Below are 14,921 nucleotides of genomic sequence, written 5' to 3' on the forward strand. Positions count from 1 at the left end.
GATATGCACAAAGAAAGACAAGAATATGACCGTGAATCCCTACCAAACCCTGCAAGCGCCCAACGGCGCGCCCATCAAGATGTGGACGCAAGGCGTCCCGGTGGAGGACGCCGCGCGCGAGCAACTGCTGCAAACCGCGCAGCTGCCTTTTATCTTCCAGCACCTGGCGGTGATGCCGGACGTGCACCTGGGCAAGGGCTCCACCATCGGCAGCGTGATCCCCACCGTGGGCGCCGTCATTCCGGCGGCGGTGGGCGTGGACATCGGCTGCGGCATGATGGCGGCGCGCACCACGCTGAGCGCCGCGGATTTGCCGGACCAACTGGGCGGCTTGCGTGGCGCCATCGAAGCCGCGGTGCCGCACGGCCGCAGCCCCCCCCGCTCCGGGCGCGACAAGGGCGCCTGGCAACGGCCGCCGGCCGGCGTGGACGCCGCCTGGGCGCGGCTGCTGCCGGGCTTCGACGTCATCGCGGCCAAATATCCCAAGCTGGCGAAAACCAATAACCACCTCCACCTGGGCACGCTGGGCACCGGCAATCACTTCGTCGAAGTGTGTCTGGACGAGGCGGACCGGGTCTGGTTCATGCTGCACTCCGGTTCGCGCGGCGTGGGCAACGCCATCGGCAACCTGTTCATTGAACTGGCCCAGGCGGATATGCGCCGGCACATCGCCAACTTGCCGCACCGCGAACTGGCCTACTTCGAAGAGGGCAGCCCTCATTTCAACGACTACGTGGAAGCCGTGGGTTGGGCTCAGGACTATGCGCGTCAAAACCGCCAACTGATGATGCGCCACGTGGTGGACGCCGCGCGCGGCGTGATCGCCAAGTCCTTCGACGCCGAGGTGGAAGCGGTGAACTGCCACCACAACTACGTGCAGCGCGAGACCCACTTTGGCCGAGACGTGCTAGTCACGCGCAAGGGCGCGGTGGCCGCCCACAAGGGCCAGCTGGGCATCATCCCCGGCTCCATGGGCGCCAAGAGCTTCATCGTGCGCGGCCTGGGCAATAAGGAGGCCTTCTGCTCCTGTAGCCACGGGGCCGGCCGCGCGATGAGCCGCACCGAAGCCAAGCGCCGTTTCGATCTGGAAGACCAGCGGCGCGCCACCGCCCATGTGGAATGCCGCAAGGACGCCGACGTGATCGACGAAATCCCGATGGCTTACAAAGACATCGACGCGGTGATGGCGGCGCAGTCCAGCCTGGTGGAAGTGGTGCATACCTTGCGCCAGGTGGTGTGCGTGAAAGGGTGAAGGCCCGTTCCCGGTCCGGCGCGCGCGTTTTTTAACGCCCTTTGCTAGCCGTTTGGCTGGCGCGCGGCGGACATTGAACAGGTTCAAAGAGCGTGTTTGCGATCTTGCGAGCAAGGGCGAAACCAGGCGTTGCGCCCGAAGACGCGTACGGTGCAAGAGCATTTCGCGGCGGCATTCGCCGTGTGAGGTCTCTCTACGCGAAGCGGATCGGAAATAGGTTCTAGTAGCGGCTAACAAACCCCTGAAGCGGCGTTGTGCCGATTTGCCTCAGGCGTGAAACGAACCATGTTAGCCGCGCTAAAGAAAGGCGCCGACAGAGCTGGAGGCTCTGCGGCGGCCTGGAGACAGAGACAATGCGAAAATTTTTATTTCAACACCCGCTGGAAGACGCGATGCGCGAGCGGGTGGGGCGTGAACTGGACGCGCTGGAACGGCGGAATCGGGTGCGGGTGCTCTACGCCTGCGAATCCGGCAGCCGCGCCTGGGGCTTTCCATCGCCGGACAGCGACTACGACGTGCGCTTCATCTACGTGCACGAGCCGGAATGGTATCTGCGCGTGATGCCGCAGCGCGACGTGATCGAACTGCCGATCAACGATGAGCTGGACATCAGCGGCTGGGAGCTGCGCAAAGCGCTGCGCCTGCTGCAAGGCTCCAACCCCACGCTGTGCGAATGGTTGCAATCGCCGCTGGTGTACCGGGCGGACCCGCAGGCCCTGCGCCTGTTGCGCGGTTTGGCGCCGGACTTCCGTTCGGACCTCAAGTGCCGTTGGCACTACCTGGCGATGGCGCGCAAGAACTTCAACGCCCATTTGCAGGGCGACAGCGTGTGCTTGAAAAAATACCTGTACGTGCTGAGGGCTTTGCTGGCGGTGCGCTGGCTGGATACCGGGCGCGGCATGCCGCCGACGCGCTTCGCCCAACTGGCTGCCGGCGTTGTGGACGACGCCGAACTGGCTGTTGAGATCAACCGCCTGTTGGCGGTGAAGATAGCCTGCGGCGAGTCCATGCGCGGACCGCGCCGCCCGCGGATCCACGCCTTTATTGAACAAGCACTAGCGGCGGCGGAACCGGCGCCGGCACTGCCAAAGCCCCGCGGCGACAACGCGAGGCTGGATCAGGCGCTGTGGCGTCTGGCCAGGCCGCTAGACCATGAACTGAAATTGGTGTCCAGCTGAAAGGACAGCATTGCGCATTCCATCGGGATAATAAGATGTGGGCGGCGGGCGGTCCGGCTTGCGCCGGACGCCGCCGTCCTGACATCAACCCGGGGGTATCCTGATGAGCTACACCAATGTCGAATCCAGGCCTGGCCAACAGCCGCGCCATGGCCAAGTGTTCAAGCCGGAATCGCGCGGCCAGTTCTGCGTGGACGGCGTCAACGCCCAATGCTCGCTGCAAAGCTGGCAGGTCAACGGCCTGGAAGGCGGCAAATTCTTCCCCGCTGGCGCGGGCGGCCTGCGCGACCCGCTGGCGCCGGACGACGTGGCCAATGTGGCCCCGCCGGCGGACGGCAAGATCGCCAGCGCAGGCCAGGCCTTCGCCGCGGTGCTGGACGAGCAGAGCGCCGAGCGTTGGCACAAGCACCCGGTCAAACCCGGCCAGACTCAGGAATTCCACTGGAGCTACCACGCCGTCCATCTGACCCGGCGCTGGAACTACTTCATCACCAAGCCCGGCTGGAATCCCAACCAGCCGCTGAGCCGCGCCCAGTTCGAATCCGAGCCCTTCTACAAAGTGGAACTGACCGCCCAGCCGTACTGGTCCCACGGCGCCGAACTGATGCCGCCGGACCCCACCATCCACAATGTCAGGCTGCCGGAACGCCAGGGCTACCACGTGGTGCTGGCGGTGTGGGAAGTGGCGGACACCGGCAACGCCTTCTATCAAGTGATCGACTTCGACTTCAGCTAATCAAGGCGCTTCTGGCAACGCGCGGCGGCCTGGGCCGCCGCCGTCGCCACCATGAAAGGAAGGGCAGATGAACCAATTCGCCAAGCCGGAACAGCGCGCGCTGAGCGACGACGCCGCATTGATGCCGGAGATTGAAGGCAACTTTTTGATGGGCTTCTGGCACAACTGGCCGTCGGAGCCGGGCAACGGCTATCAGGGCGGCCAATCCGCGGACCTGCCGCTGGCGGAAGCGCCGGCCGACTACAACATTGTGGCGGTGGCCTTCATGAAGGGCGCCGGCATTCCCACCTTCAAACCCTACAATCTGAGCGATCAAGCCTTCCGCGAACAAGTGGGCGAGCTCAATCGCCAGGGGCGGGCGGTGTTGATCTCGCTGGGCGGCGCGGACGCCCACATCGAACTGCATGCCGGGCAAGAGCAAGCGCTGGCCGACGAAATCATCCGCCTGGTGGAAACCTACGGCTTCGACGGCCTGGACATCGACCTGGAGCAAAGCGCCATCGCCGCCGCCGACAACAGCGCGGTGATCCCCGCGGCGCTCAAGCGGGTCAAAGACCATTACGCCGCCCAGGGCCGGCATTTCATCATCAGCATGGCGCCGGAATTTCCCTATTTGAAAGTGGGCGACAAATACGCGCCGTATCTTGCCGCGCTGGACGGTTACTACGACTTCATCGCCCCGCAGTACTACAACCAGGGCGGCGACGGCGTCTGGGTGGACGAACTGAACGCCTGGCTGTCCCAGGACAACCAGGAACAAAAGGAAGATTTCCTTTACTACCTGACGGATAGCCTGGTCAACGGCACCCGCGGCTTCCTGCGCATTCCGGCGGACAAGTTCGCCATCGGCTTGCCGGCCAACAACGACGCCGCCGCCACCGGCTACGTGGCGGACCCCGGCGCGGTGTACCGCGCCTTCAGCCGCTTGGCCGCCGACGGCAACCCCATCCGCGGTTTGATGACCTGGTCCGTCAACTGGGACGCCGGGCATAACGCCGAAGGCCGGCCCTATGACTGGGGTTTTGTCCGCGACTACGCCGAACTGATCCACGGCGGCGACGAAGGCGGCCGTCCCGGCGCGCCGCAAAACCTCAAAGTGGACAGCCGCAGCGACACTGCCATCAGCCTGAGCTGGGAAGCCTCGCAAGGCGGCGAGCAGCCGGTGACGCATTACCAGCTGAACCGCGACGGCCAGCCGGCTGGGGAGACCAGCGCGCTCAACTATCTGGATAGCGGCCTGCGGCCCGGCACCACCTACCGTTACTTTGTCACCGCGCTGGACGCCGCGGGCCAGGCCTCCGGTCCCAGCAACAGCGTGAGCGCCAGCACCACCGGCGGCGATCCGGGGCCGGAATTTCCTGAGTGGCTGAACGAACACGACTACCAAGTGGGCGACAGCGTCAGCTATCAGGGCCTGCATTACCGCTGCCTGCAGGCGCACCGGTCCAACCCCGGCTGGACGCCGGATGTGGCCTTCACTCTGTGGGGGCTGGTCTGAGCCTAGCCTGACGGCCCGCCGTCGTGGCGGCGGGCCGATCAAGGCTGGCGTTTCTTACGGCCGCTTGGCCGCCCAACTAGCGAAGCGCTGCTCCAGCGCCTCGCCGTTATCGGTCCAGAACGCGGCGTCCATCGCCAGAGAGCCGGCCATATTGGCCGGGTGGCTGGGCAAGTCGGCCTGGACCGCGGCTGGCAGCAGGCTAAGCGCCTTGCGATTGCTGGGGCCGTAAGGCATCTGCTCCGAATACAGCTTTTGCTGTTCCGGCCGGCTGGCGAAGGCGATGAACTTCAGCGCCTCGTCCTTGTTGGGCGAGCCCTTGGGAATCGCCCAATAGCTGAACTCGCTGATGTTGTTGAGCCATACCATCCGCAGTTTGCGGCCCTCGCGCCGCGCCAGGCTGATGCGGCCGTTGTAGGAAGAACTCATCACCACGTCGCCGGACAACAAGTATTGCGGCGGCTGCGCACCGCTCTCCCACCACTGGATATAAGGCTTGAGCTGATCCAGCTTGCGAAAGGCGCGGTCCACCCCGGCCGGCGTGGATAAGGTCTTGTAGACCTGGGCCGGCAGCACACCGTCCGCCAGCAGCGCGATCTCCAGCGTGTAGGGCGCGCCGCGGCGCAAAGCCCGCTTGCCGGGGAAGCGCTTCACATCCCAGAAATCGCGCCAGCTTTGCGGCGCGGTTTTCAGCTTGTCCTCGTTGTAAGCCAGCACCATGGAGGCCAGGAACATGCCGATAGCGCAGGGCTGGGCCGCGCCGGGCACAAAGTCCGCCTTGTCGCCTATCCGCTTGTAATCCAGCCTCTCCAGCAGGCCCTCCTCACAGCCGCGCCCCTGCGCCGCGGCGTCCACCTCCACTGCGTCCCAGCGCGCGCGGCCAGTGGCCGCCATCGCCTTGATCTTGGCGAACTCGCCGTTCCAGGCGTCCGCGACGATGCGCACGCCGCTTTGGCGTTGATAGGGCGCGTAATAGGCGCGCGATTGCGCCGCCTGGTTCTCGCCGCCGTAGGACACCACCACCAGTTCGCTGGCGGAGGCGACGCCGCCGGCCAGCAGGCTGGCGGCGATGCTCAGATGCGTCAATTTCATGATCGGTCTCCTCTGATGCTGCGTGGCCGGCTTATCCGCGCCGGCCGGGACAGTCTAGGAAGCGATCAAAAAACTGTAAAATTTATTTTGATTTTATTAAAAAATTGTTGCGGCAGCGGCAGGCTTTGAGCGGGCCGGGCGCTGCGCAAGCCCGCGCGGGAAAAGACGAAAGCCGCTGAGGGAGCGGCTTTGCTGGGGACGTGAACATTTTGAGCTCGTTTTCAACGCCGTATCGCCGACGCGCAGCAGATCGTAAACAAGTTCTCAGAGCCTGTTCAAAGTCTCGCGAGCAAGAGCGAGACAAGGCGAAAACGGCTGAGGAAGCGGAATGTACAAATGGTACATGAGCATTCTGAAGATGGTTTCAACGCCGTATCGCTGAAGCGCAGCAGACTTTGGCCTGGTTCTCAGAAGCTGGGCGGAGTAATCACCCAGATCACAATGGTCTCGCCGCTGCCCGGGTTGCGGTAGCGGTGCGGCTCGCTGCTGGAATAGGCGAAACTGTCGCCCTGTTCCAGATGAAACTGGCGCTCGCCCACAAACAACTCCAGCGAGCCCTTGAGCACGAAGCCGGCTTCCTCTCCGTTGTGGCTGTAACCCTCGTCGCAGCTGGCGCCGGGCGGGATCAGGCAATGGATCATCTCCAGCTGGCGCTGGTTCCGGGGCGTCAGCAAGTGGTCGACGAAGCCGCTCTGGTAGTCCAGCCGCGGCCGCTGCTCGCGGCGCACGATGTAGTCCTTCTCATCCTCGGCCTGCTCGGCGGAGTCGTTGAAAAACCATTGCACGGTCACCCCCAGGCTGCGCGCGATATTGACCAGCGCGTTGATGGACGGCTGGGCCAGCTCGCGTTCTATCAGGCTGATGTGGCCCACGGACAGGCCGCTGGTTTCGGCCAGCCGGCTCAGCGTCAGGCCCTGGCGCTTGCGCAGTTGGCGGATGCGGGCGCCCAGCTGCAGCGGGGCCTCGGCGGCGGATGTTGCGTTTTTGCTCACGATGAAATCCTGTGCCGCGGCGTGTGTTCGCGGTTCTGACTTGTATTTTATTAAAAAAATTTGCAATAAATTTTAATTTAAGCAAAATCAAAGCGCCACTGCGATGGCGTCCGCCAACCCGATCAAAGGTCCACGCGATGAGCACCTTGTTCCCCTTGCTGTTCTCCCCGCTGCGCATCGGCCCGGCGCTGCTGAAGAATCGTATCATGTCCACCGGCCACGACACCGTGCTGCCGGAGGATGGCCGGGTCAGCCCGGCGCTGGTGGCCTACCACCGGGCGCGGGCGCGCGGCGGCGTCGGCCTGATCGTGCTGCAAGTCTCCGGCGTTCACGAAACCGCGCGCTACACCTCGCGCGCCTTGATGGCCACCGACGACAGCTGCGTGCCCGGCTACCGTCAACTGGCCGAGGCCGTGCACGCCGAAGGCTGCAAGCTGTTTGCCCAGCTGTTCCACCCCGGCCGCGAAATCATGGAAAGCGCCGACGGCCTGCTGAGCGTGGCCTACGCGCCCTCGGCGACGCCCAGCGAGCGCTTCCACGTGCAGCCGCGCGCGCTGAGCCGCGAAATGATAGACGACATCATCGCCGGCTACGGCGCGGCCGCGCGGCGGCTGCGCGCCGCCGGCGTGGACGGCGCCGAGATCGTCGCCAGTCACGGCTATTTGCCGGCGCAATTCCTCAACCCCCAAGTCAACCGCCGCCAAGACGGCTATGGCGGCGACGACGCCGGCCGGCTGCGCTTCCTGCGCGAAGCGGTGGCCGCCGCCCGTGCCGGCGGCGGGCCTGGCTTTGTGGTGGGTCTGCGCATTTCCGCCGGCGAGGAAGAAGGCGAGGGGATGGACGCCGAGCTGGCGCTGGCGGCGACGCGGGCGCTGGAGAGCGAACTGGACTACGTCAGCCTGGTGGCCGGCAGCTCCGCCACCCTGGGCGCGGCCATCCACATCGCGCCGCCGATGGCGTTGCCGGCCGCCTACCTGGCCGCGCAAGCGGCGCGCTTCAAGCGCGCGCTGAGCATCCCGGTGTTGCTGGCCGGGCGCATCAATCAGCCGCAGGAAGCAGAACAACTATTGGCCGGCGGGCAGGCCGACGGCTGCGGCATGACCCGCGCGCTGATCTGTGACCCGGAACTGCCGGCCAAGGCCGAGCAGGGCCGGCATGACGACATCCGCGCCTGCATAGGCTGCAACCAGGCCTGTATCGGCCGCTTCCACCGCGGCCTGCCCATCTCCTGCATCCAACACCCGCAAAGCGGCCGCGAACTGGAATACGGCGAACTGCGGCCAGCCGCCGCGCCGCGGCGAGTGCTGGTGGCCGGCGGCGGCCCGGCCGGCATGAAGGCGGCGGTGATCGCGGCGCAGCGCGGCCATCAGGTCAGCCTGTACGAAGCGGGCCCGCAACTGGGCGGCCAGGCGCTGCTGGCGCAACTGCTGCCCGGCCGCGCCGAGTTCGGCGGCCTGATCACCAATCTGGAACGGGAGCTGCAACTGGCTGGCGTGGAAGTGAGGCGCAACGTCAGGGTGGACCGCGAACTAGTGCGGCGGCTGGCCCCGGACGCAGTAGTGGTGGCCACCGGCGCGCGGCCGCGCTGGCCGGCGCTGGAAGGCGGCGGCGCAATGCAAGTGCTGGACGCCTGGCAAGTGCTGCGCGGCGAAGCGGTGAGAGGGGGCAAGGTGTTGGTGGCGGATTGGCGCTGCGACTGGATTGGCCCCGGCATCGCGCTGCGGCTGGCCGCCGCCGGCCACCAGGTGAGGCTGGCGGTCAACGGCACCCACGCCGGCGAAGCGCTGCAAATGTATGTGCGCGACCACCTGGCCGGCCAACTGCAGCGCGCCGGCGTGGCGGTAACGCCGTACGCGCGGCTGTACGGTCACGACGACGACAGCGTGTATCTGCTGCACACCGCCAGCGAGGAAGCCATGGTGGAAAGCGATGTGGACTGCCTGGTGCTGTGTCAGGGGCACCAGGCCGAGGATGGTTTATTGGAGGAATTGAGCGGCTGCGGCGCCGAACTGCACGCCATAGGCGATTGCCTGGCGCCGCGCACCGCGGAAGAAGCCATCTATGAAGGCATGCGGCTGGGCTGGCGTTTGTAGCTGCCGTCAGCCGGCGATATGCGCCGTCAGGCCGCTGGCGCAGGCGGCGACCTGCTTGCCCAAAGTGTGGCCGTCCGGGTAATCGCCGCCGTTCTGGCGGCGGAAGGGAATCGGTGCTTCATCCCACACCCCAAGCAGCCTCCGCCGCCAGGCGTCCTTGGCCGCATCCATATCGGTGGCGGAAAGACGGTTGGCGTCGTACACCGCATGGGTGGGCAGCACCTCCATGCCGGGGTAGAACAGGCAGCCATGTGTCACGGGAAACAACAGTTGCTCCAGCGGCCCGTTGATGCCGCGCGGACCGTAGTCCCGCTCCGGCCCGCCCACCATCGCGGCCAGCATCGCGCGCTTGCCGCTCAGCGCGCCGTCGCCGTAGCGCCAGCGGTTGCCTTCGTTGCGATAGCCATAGGCGAAGCCGTAAGCGTAGACTCGGTCAATCCAACCCTTGAGTAAAGCGGGCAAGCCGTACCACCACAGCGGAAACAGCATGATCACCAAGTCCGCCGCCAGCAGTTTTTGCTGTTCGGCCGCCACATCGGCGCTCTGCCGGCCGTTGGCGTAAGCGTGCTGGGATTCGGAGATCAGGAACAGCCGCCGCGGGTTGAGCCGGTCCGGGAAATCCTGCGCGTCGGCTCCGGCTTTCCAGCCCATTGCGTAGAGATCGGACTCCATGACCTCGCAGCCCTGCTGTTGCAAGGTCTGCCGCGCCAGCGCGGCGAATTGGGCGGTTAGCGACGCCGGGTCCGGGTGGGCGTGGATGATCAGGGCGTGTCGGTTCATGCGGCCTCCAAGCGTTTAAAGGTGGAAAGCCGTCAGTCTGACGCGTGGTCAACAATTCGTGAAATCACGGTTTTTATTGCTTACTATTCATCAGATGGATACCAAACGACTCGACCTCAATCTGCTGGTAACGCTGGAAGCCTTGCTGGTGGAACAGAACGTGACGCGCGCGGCCGCGCGGCTGAGCTTGAGCCAGCCGGCGGTGAGCGCGCAATTGAACCGCCTGCGCGAATTGTTTGACGATCCGCTGCTGGTGACCGTCCACCGCGGCATGTACCCCACGGCCAAGGCGCTGGAAATGTTCGAGCCCTTGCGCAAGGCGCTGAACGAAGTGCGCGCCACCGTGGCCGGACACCAGGACTTTGAACCGGCCAGCGCGGACCTCACCGTGGCTATCGCCTGCACGGATTACCTGCAAGCCGCGCTGCTGATCCCGCTGGCGCGGGAACTGCACAAAAGCGCGCCCGGCGTGCGGGTGGCGGTGCGCACGCTGGACCCGCACCGGCTAGAGGCGCAGCTGGAGCAGGGCGATCTGGACCTGGCGCTGCTCACCCCGCCGGCCGCCCCGTCCAAACTGAACAGCTGCCGGCTGTTTGACGAACACTATGTGCTGATTGGCCGCCGCGACCACCCCGCCCTGAAGGAGGGGCTGAGCGTGGAAGAATACGCGGCGCTGGACCACGTCATCGTGTCCTTGGACGGCAACGGCTTCTTCACCCCGGTGGACCGCACGCTAGCGGCGCTGGGCCTGCGCCGCAACGTGGTCTTGTCCGCCGCGTCCTTCCTGTTTGTGCCGGAAATGGTGGCGCAGTCCGACTTTGTCGCGCTGGTGCCGCAGCGCCTGGTGCAAGACCGCGGCGACGCGCTGAAGCAAGTGGAGTTTCCGCTGCCCACGGAAAGCTTTGAAGTGGGCATGGTCTGGCATGACCGCACCCAGCAGCACCCCGGCCATCGCTGGATGCGGGACTTCATTGTTACCCTGGTTAATGCTCAGGCGGGGTCGGCGGCGGATGCGGTGCCTCTCTCTTAAGAACCTGTTTACGACCTTTTCTGATCGGAAATATTGTTCAAGACATTGAATCCGCTACGCGGATGATGTTTAGGGTACATGGCTTGCCACCGACTGCACTCGATGCACGGCTACTCTTGTCTTGTCGGACCCCGCCGGCTTGACGCCCTCCCGCTCCTCCCCAACAATAGCCCCCGCGCCGCAACAATCGCGGCGCTCGGGATTAGCCTCCCGCTTATGAGTTCTTACTGCGGATGCGCTGTTTCCACAGCGTATCCGCTGCCATTGCTTTGCCTATTCGGGCGGGCCATGGCAAGTGGCGCCCTCGCGGGCGCGCCGGCTTTCGTAAGAACTCACCGGTAGGCTAACTCTTGTCATGTGCCCGCCCTGCCGCCTTGCGGCCGGGCCCTTCTGCTCAGGAGGTTGCAAATGGTAAAGCCAGTCCGTCCGGTGCTAGGCATCGAACTCACTTCGTCCGCTACTGAAACTCAAGACGTCCATCAGGACGCCTCTCCACTCCCGCCGCTAGGCCCGCGTTCCCGCTACCGGTTTGCCGGCCCCCACGCCAAAGACCTCAGCCTGCCCTTCATCCGCCGCATCAAAGGCCGCACCTATCCGCATTACTGGCAGCCGGCCGAAGCCAAGGATGAATGTGAAGCCCGCGCCTTGGGCCATCAGTACGCGGCTCACTTGGCGCAGATGCTGAAAATCAACCGCCAGCACTCCGCGCGCGGCCTGCTGTTCCGCATCGCCAGCGATATGGATTTCAGCCAACGTGGCCACCGCCGCCGCATGTGCAAGAGCTTCTTCAACTATCTGGAGTTGTTGTTGAACCTGGGAGTGGAGCAGGTGGACCTGCCGAGGCATGTGGAGGCGGTGAACCGCCTCCATCTCAGCCTGGATGAGTTGGAAGCCTTGCCGCGGAGGCTGGGGCGGAAGAAGAAGAGCTAATTCTTCTGGTGTAAAAGTGGGGGAGCTCCTAATGGGGTCGACAGGGGCTCCCTCCGTACTCCGCTTTTTCTCGAAGCGTTGAAGAGTTTCCCTTGGTGATGGACCAAAGGACAGTTCTTTTGAAAGCGAATGCAATCTAAAGTGACAGATTTACTTTTCCGTAAGGCAGATCAATGAAGCGAGTTATCAGGCTGGGGGATCCAACCGATCACGGCGGCTTTGTCACCAGCGCTGCGTCAACTACGGTTTTGTTTGGTAAGCCGGTTGCTTTGTACGGCGACTCCGTCAGCTGTCCGCAGCAGGGGCATGTGAACTGTGTCATTGTCGAAGGGGACCTAACTTGGATCGTAAACGGTAAGGGGGTAGCGTTGGAGGGACACAAGGTCAGCTGCGGAGCGACATTGATTTCCACCATGCCAGAAGTGGGTCGCTCGTATGAAAGCAGCGACTCCTCCGTGTCAGGTGTCGGAGTTGGCGCAGCTTTGGCAGCTACTGGCGCTACTTTACTTCAGATGTTCAATGAAAAGTTTCAGATTATGGATGAGGTGTCCGGCTTGCCTCTGGCTAATCATCAATACGCCATTGTGCGAGCGGATGGAAAAGTCGAGCATGGCGTTACCGACGATGAAGGGCATACTCATCTTACAAAAGCTACGGTTGAGTCGGAAGAACTCAGCATTTTTCTGGAGGGCTGATTGTGGTGGGACCGAGTCAAACCATCAAGTCGCCGAGCGGCAAGGACTTATTTCTGGTAAGCAAACGCAGTTCAACGCCGACTACGAACGATGAAATCAAAAAGGTGCTGTTAAAGCGGGAGCTGATCGAGGTTATCATCAGTGACTCAAGGATGCGCAGCATGGGTTCTCAGTGGGGGCATGCCGCTGTCGTCATTGATGGTCAAGTTTATAGCCGAGCACATGAAGAGTATGTGAAAACGGATAAGAACACCTATCTTAACGGCGGTGTAATTCAGCGGGCAAATGACTCTATCAATGTCGGCGGCAACCGCTGGCGTGACAATGTGGGTGTCTATCTCTCCGTTTCCGAAAGAGAGAAAGATATTGTAAAGAATGAATTGGAGCGGCGGGTTAAAGTTGATAGAGAGTTCAAACGCAAGCATCCGAACGAAACTTCTTATAGCCTGTTCAGCAACAGTTGCTCATCCAATGTGGCCGATGTTTTGGAGTTAATCAACATCTTGGCTCATGACCCGCGCTGGATACCCTTTCCAGTGGCTCCAGCCGAGTTGCTCGTTATTATCGAAAAATCCAATCGAACCGTAAAGAAAGAGTTATATCCAAAGAAATGAAAAAAACCTTGATTATTAACTTGATTGTAGCTGCTGTTGCTGTTGCTGCTACCTCATTCTATTTTATGCGTCAGGATCCCAGCTTTTGGGGAGAGCATCTGGAACTACAAAAATTTGAGATCATGAGCGCTACGCCGACCAAGGTTTATGAATCTTCGGAACTAAACAAGGCAAGCTTTGAAGTAAAAAAAGGAGATCAATGTTTCTATATAAAAGAAGGCAGCTTTTCTTTTGGTGAAGTAACGGCGGATATGGCATGGTATAAAAAGTTGATTGTCATCTGCCCGGAGAAAGGTATTGGCTGGATTGAGAATGGAAAGTGATGGACGATCTCTCCTCTTATCTGGCGGTATTAGCCGATAGTGATCTATTTGGCACATTGGCTTTGATCTGCTTGAGCGTTTTCTTGTGTGGTCTTTCCCGAAGGGTGCGGGAGTCCAAGCAGCATGTCTGGCTGGCAATGGGGTGCTTGCTGTTCATGCCGATGCTACATTTTGTTGGAACGTACTTTATCAATGCTGTGAGGTATTGATTTTATTGAGTCATTGTCGCTCCCCTGATGATCAGGCAGCTATCTGAGAGGCCGTGTGCTGTGATGCCGGCGCATTGGAAGCCTTACCATGGAGGCGCGCCGCGCAATGAAGGGGGAGCCGGGGAGGGCTTCGCCAGAAAATAGCTGCATCCATATCCAGCAAACCGGGGCGTTTCGGTTGACACTCCCTCGCTGAACTGAGAACCTTCCCGCTTCCATTTTTTTGTTATTGCCCGCCATGAAAATCACCGCCAACACCGCCGTTACCCTGCGCATGAAAGTCACCGACAGCCAGGGCCTGGTTTACGACGATGGCAAGAAGCCTGTCTCCTACCTGCACGGCGATTACGACAACCTGTTCGCCAAGCTGGAAGCTGCGCTGGAAGGCCAGGAATCGGGTTTTCAAACCACGCTGGAACTGGCTACCGAAGACACCTTCGGTGAACGCGACGAAGCCCTGGTCACCACCATGCCCAAGTCGGACTTCCCGCCCGGCGTCAAGGTAGGCGGCCAAATCCAGCGCATCGGCCCGGACGGCGAGCCGCGTTACTACTTCGTCACCAAGATCAAAGGCCCCACGGTATTGTTGGATGGCAACCACCCGCTGTGCGGCAAAACCCTGCGCTTTGTCGTCAAAGTGGTGGATGTGCGCGCGGCAACGGCCGAGGAAATCGCTCACCAGCATGTGCATGGCGAGCACGGGCATCAGCACTGATTTCCCCCGCTTCATTCAGACAAAGCCCTCCCCATTTGGGAGGGCTTTGTTTTGTCTGGAGTCTGGCGGTTTGGGTGGTGATTGGTTGCTGAGATGAGGAGGAGGTGAATAGAGCAGGGGGCTGCTAGCAGTCAAAAGTAGTGGCTACTTGATCCAGTGCGCGTATGCAGTCCCCGCCTTTGCGGGGACTGACGAGGCATCAATAAGTTGCACAAGCGCCTTGTACCTGGCACGGCATGATGCAGAGGCCTTAAGTCGTTCTCCCAATACGCATTTCTTCGCCGGCAGGCTAAGCATGATTTCAACCTCGCTGGGTGAGAAGTTCTTAATCATCTTGTGAAGGTAGGATACTGCAGCAGTAGATACGCCATAAGGATTTCCAGAGGCGCAGGTAACGACCGCTTCCACCAGTTCCTCTTTCACGGTGTCAGGTGTGGCAACCTGCCCAGAGAGTTGCAATAACCTCTCGGCAAACGGCGGTTCGTTGTAGAAATTGTCGTAAGACTGATGAACTGACATAAGACGCTTGCAGGCATTTGAAAGCAACGAGTGCACTTCATGGTCTCCAAGCAGTGCAAGCATGCCCAACTTCTCAAAGAACTGTTGAGATGCTTTGTGGCGTTTCTCGTCACCCTTTGCTATGTAGTCGTGGTGACGGTTTGATCTTCCCCCTCCAGCCATACCAGCGATAAGGAGAGAAGTCCTAGGTTTGCATGGTAGTGGTACTGCTTGATAGTTCGGTGGTCCGCTGCTGGCGATAGCGTGCCGCAAACACTGCTGGTGGTAT

General features: G+C 62.0%; 15 protein-coding genes and 1 pseudogene. 12 read left to right on the forward strand and 4 right to left on the reverse strand.

Annotated elements, in window-relative coordinates; translation table 11 throughout:
* Positions 1–25 precede the first annotated feature (25 nt).
* From B0T39_RS14785 to B0T39_RS26405, 4 genes are all read left to right on the forward strand, one after another.
* On the forward strand, positions 26–1,252 hold the full coding sequence (locus B0T39_RS14785; protein WP_081547897.1) for an RtcB family protein: 1,227 nt from the start codon (positions 26–28) through the stop codon (positions 1,250–1,252).
* Between the two features lie 353 nt (positions 1,253–1,605).
* Positions 1,606–2,430: a nucleotidyltransferase domain-containing protein gene (locus B0T39_RS14790; protein ID WP_081547899.1), complete on the forward strand. Its 825-nt coding sequence runs from the start codon at positions 1,606–1,608 to the stop codon at positions 2,428–2,430.
* Between the two features lie 103 nt (positions 2,431–2,533).
* Positions 2,534–3,166, forward strand: a complete 633-nt coding sequence (locus tag B0T39_RS14795) for a lytic polysaccharide monooxygenase auxiliary activity family 9 protein (protein WP_081547901.1) — start codon at positions 2,534–2,536, stop codon at positions 3,164–3,166.
* 67 nt (positions 3,167–3,233) lie between these two features.
* Positions 3,234–4,664 carry a carbohydrate-binding protein gene (locus B0T39_RS26405; protein WP_081547903.1) on the forward strand — a complete coding sequence of 477 codons (1,431 nt, stop codon included), beginning with the start codon at positions 3,234–3,236 and terminating at the stop codon, positions 4,662–4,664.
* Positions 4,665–4,718: 54 nt separating this feature from the next.
* On the opposite strand, the gene B0T39_RS14805 is transcribed toward B0T39_RS26405, so the two are convergent.
* Both B0T39_RS14805 and B0T39_RS14810 read right to left on the reverse strand, forming a co-directional pair.
* Positions 4,719–5,753 carry an ABC transporter substrate-binding protein gene (locus tag B0T39_RS14805; RefSeq protein ID WP_081547905.1) on the reverse strand — a complete coding sequence of 345 codons (1,035 nt, stop codon included), beginning with the start codon at positions 5,751–5,753 and terminating at the stop codon, positions 4,719–4,721.
* Positions 5,754–6,160: 407 nt separating this feature from the next.
* A complete protein-coding gene (locus tag B0T39_RS14810) occupies positions 6,161–6,745 on the reverse strand; it encodes a cupin domain-containing protein (protein WP_081576009.1) in 585 nt (194 codons plus the stop codon).
* Between the two features lie 137 nt (positions 6,746–6,882).
* On the opposite strand from B0T39_RS14810, the gene B0T39_RS14815 reads away from it, so the two are divergent.
* A complete protein-coding gene (locus B0T39_RS14815) occupies positions 6,883–8,838 on the forward strand; it encodes an oxidoreductase (RefSeq protein WP_081547907.1) in 1,956 nt (651 codons plus the stop codon).
* A gap of 6 nt (positions 8,839–8,844) precedes the next feature.
* Here the strand turns inward: B0T39_RS14815 and B0T39_RS14820 are convergent, their stop codons facing one another.
* Positions 8,845–9,618: an NAD(P)H-dependent oxidoreductase gene (locus B0T39_RS14820; protein WP_081547909.1), complete on the reverse strand. Its 774-nt coding sequence runs from the start codon at positions 9,616–9,618 to the stop codon at positions 8,845–8,847.
* Positions 9,619–9,712: 94 nt separating this feature from the next.
* Between B0T39_RS14820 and B0T39_RS14825 the strand changes: the two genes are divergently transcribed.
* The 7 genes from B0T39_RS14825 to B0T39_RS14855 all read left to right on the forward strand — a co-directional run bounded on the left by B0T39_RS14825 (position 9,713) and on the right by B0T39_RS14855 (position 14,134).
* Positions 9,713–10,648, forward strand: a complete 936-nt coding sequence (locus tag B0T39_RS14825; RefSeq protein WP_043634192.1) for a LysR family transcriptional regulator — start codon at positions 9,713–9,715, stop codon at positions 10,646–10,648.
* 408 nt (positions 10,649–11,056) lie between these two features.
* Positions 11,057–11,578, forward strand: a complete 522-nt coding sequence (locus B0T39_RS14830; protein WP_081547911.1) for a hypothetical protein — start codon at positions 11,057–11,059, stop codon at positions 11,576–11,578.
* A gap of 173 nt (positions 11,579–11,751) precedes the next feature.
* Positions 11,752–12,273 carry a PAAR domain-containing protein gene (locus B0T39_RS14835; RefSeq protein ID WP_081547913.1) on the forward strand — a complete coding sequence of 174 codons (522 nt, stop codon included), beginning with the start codon at positions 11,752–11,754 and terminating at the stop codon, positions 12,271–12,273.
* A gap of 2 nt (positions 12,274–12,275) precedes the next feature.
* The gene (locus B0T39_RS14840; RefSeq protein ID WP_217806256.1) at positions 12,276–12,887 is read left to right on the forward strand and encodes a hypothetical protein; all 612 of its coding nucleotides are present in this window, start codon (positions 12,276–12,278) and stop codon (positions 12,885–12,887) included.
* Complete coding sequence (locus tag B0T39_RS14845; RefSeq protein ID WP_081547915.1) at positions 12,884–13,210, forward strand: hypothetical protein; 327 nt, start codon at positions 12,884–12,886, stop codon at positions 13,208–13,210. The genes B0T39_RS14840 and B0T39_RS14845 overlap by 4 nt, the downstream gene beginning before the upstream one ends.
* A complete protein-coding gene (locus tag B0T39_RS14850) occupies positions 13,210–13,419 on the forward strand; it encodes a hypothetical protein (RefSeq protein WP_081547917.1) in 210 nt (69 codons plus the stop codon). The genes B0T39_RS14845 and B0T39_RS14850 overlap by 1 nt, the downstream gene beginning before the upstream one ends.
* 238 nt (positions 13,420–13,657) lie before the next feature.
* Positions 13,658–14,134 (forward strand): FKBP-type peptidyl-prolyl cis-trans isomerase, encoded by a 477-nt coding sequence (locus tag B0T39_RS14855; protein ID WP_081547933.1) that lies wholly within the window; start codon positions 13,658–13,660, stop codon positions 14,132–14,134.
* A gap of 144 nt (positions 14,135–14,278) precedes the next feature.
* On the opposite strand, the pseudogene B0T39_RS14860 reads toward B0T39_RS14855, so the two are convergent.
* Positions 14,279–14,921: pseudogene (locus B0T39_RS14860) on the reverse strand (hypothetical protein); the annotation flags it as partial.

Origin of the sequence: Chromobacterium haemolyticum (genome assembly GCF_002081825.1) — a bacterium.
Classification (GTDB): domain Bacteria; phylum Pseudomonadota; class Gammaproteobacteria; order Burkholderiales; family Chromobacteriaceae; genus Chromobacterium; species Chromobacterium fluminis.

What these genes read in the sequence shown, in the direction of transcription:
- B0T39_RS14820 (WP_081547909.1), bottom strand. Translation starts at nt 9,618, where the DNA reads ATGAACCGACACGCCCTGATCATCCACGCCCACCCGGACCCGGCGTCG.
- B0T39_RS14855 (WP_081547933.1), top strand. Translation starts at nt 13,658, where the DNA reads ATGAAAATCACCGCCAACACCGCCGTTACCCTGCGCATGAAAGTCACC.
- B0T39_RS14825 (WP_043634192.1), top strand. Translation starts at nt 9,713, where the DNA reads ATGGATACCAAACGACTCGACCTCAATCTGCTGGTAACGCTGGAAGCC.
- B0T39_RS14790 (WP_081547899.1), top strand. Translation starts at nt 1,606, where the DNA reads ATGCGAAAATTTTTATTTCAACACCCGCTGGAAGACGCGATGCGCGAG.
- B0T39_RS26405 (WP_081547903.1), top strand. Translation starts at nt 3,234, where the DNA reads ATGAACCAATTCGCCAAGCCGGAACAGCGCGCGCTGAGCGACGACGCC.
- B0T39_RS14795 (WP_081547901.1), top strand. Translation starts at nt 2,534, where the DNA reads ATGAGCTACACCAATGTCGAATCCAGGCCTGGCCAACAGCCGCGCCAT.
- B0T39_RS14830 (WP_081547911.1), top strand. Translation starts at nt 11,057, where the DNA reads ATGGTAAAGCCAGTCCGTCCGGTGCTAGGCATCGAACTCACTTCGTCC.
- B0T39_RS14805 (WP_081547905.1), bottom strand. Translation starts at nt 5,753, where the DNA reads ATGAAATTGACGCATCTGAGCATCGCCGCCAGCCTGCTGGCCGGCGGC.
- B0T39_RS14815 (WP_081547907.1), top strand. Translation starts at nt 6,883, where the DNA reads ATGAGCACCTTGTTCCCCTTGCTGTTCTCCCCGCTGCGCATCGGCCCG.
- B0T39_RS14785 (WP_081547897.1), top strand. Translation starts at nt 26, where the DNA reads ATGACCGTGAATCCCTACCAAACCCTGCAAGCGCCCAACGGCGCGCCC.
- B0T39_RS14845 (WP_081547915.1), top strand. Translation starts at nt 12,884, where the DNA reads ATGAAAAAAACCTTGATTATTAACTTGATTGTAGCTGCTGTTGCTGTT.
- B0T39_RS14850 (WP_081547917.1), top strand. Translation starts at nt 13,210, where the DNA reads ATGGACGATCTCTCCTCTTATCTGGCGGTATTAGCCGATAGTGATCTA.
- B0T39_RS14835 (WP_081547913.1), top strand. Translation starts at nt 11,752, where the DNA reads ATGAAGCGAGTTATCAGGCTGGGGGATCCAACCGATCACGGCGGCTTT.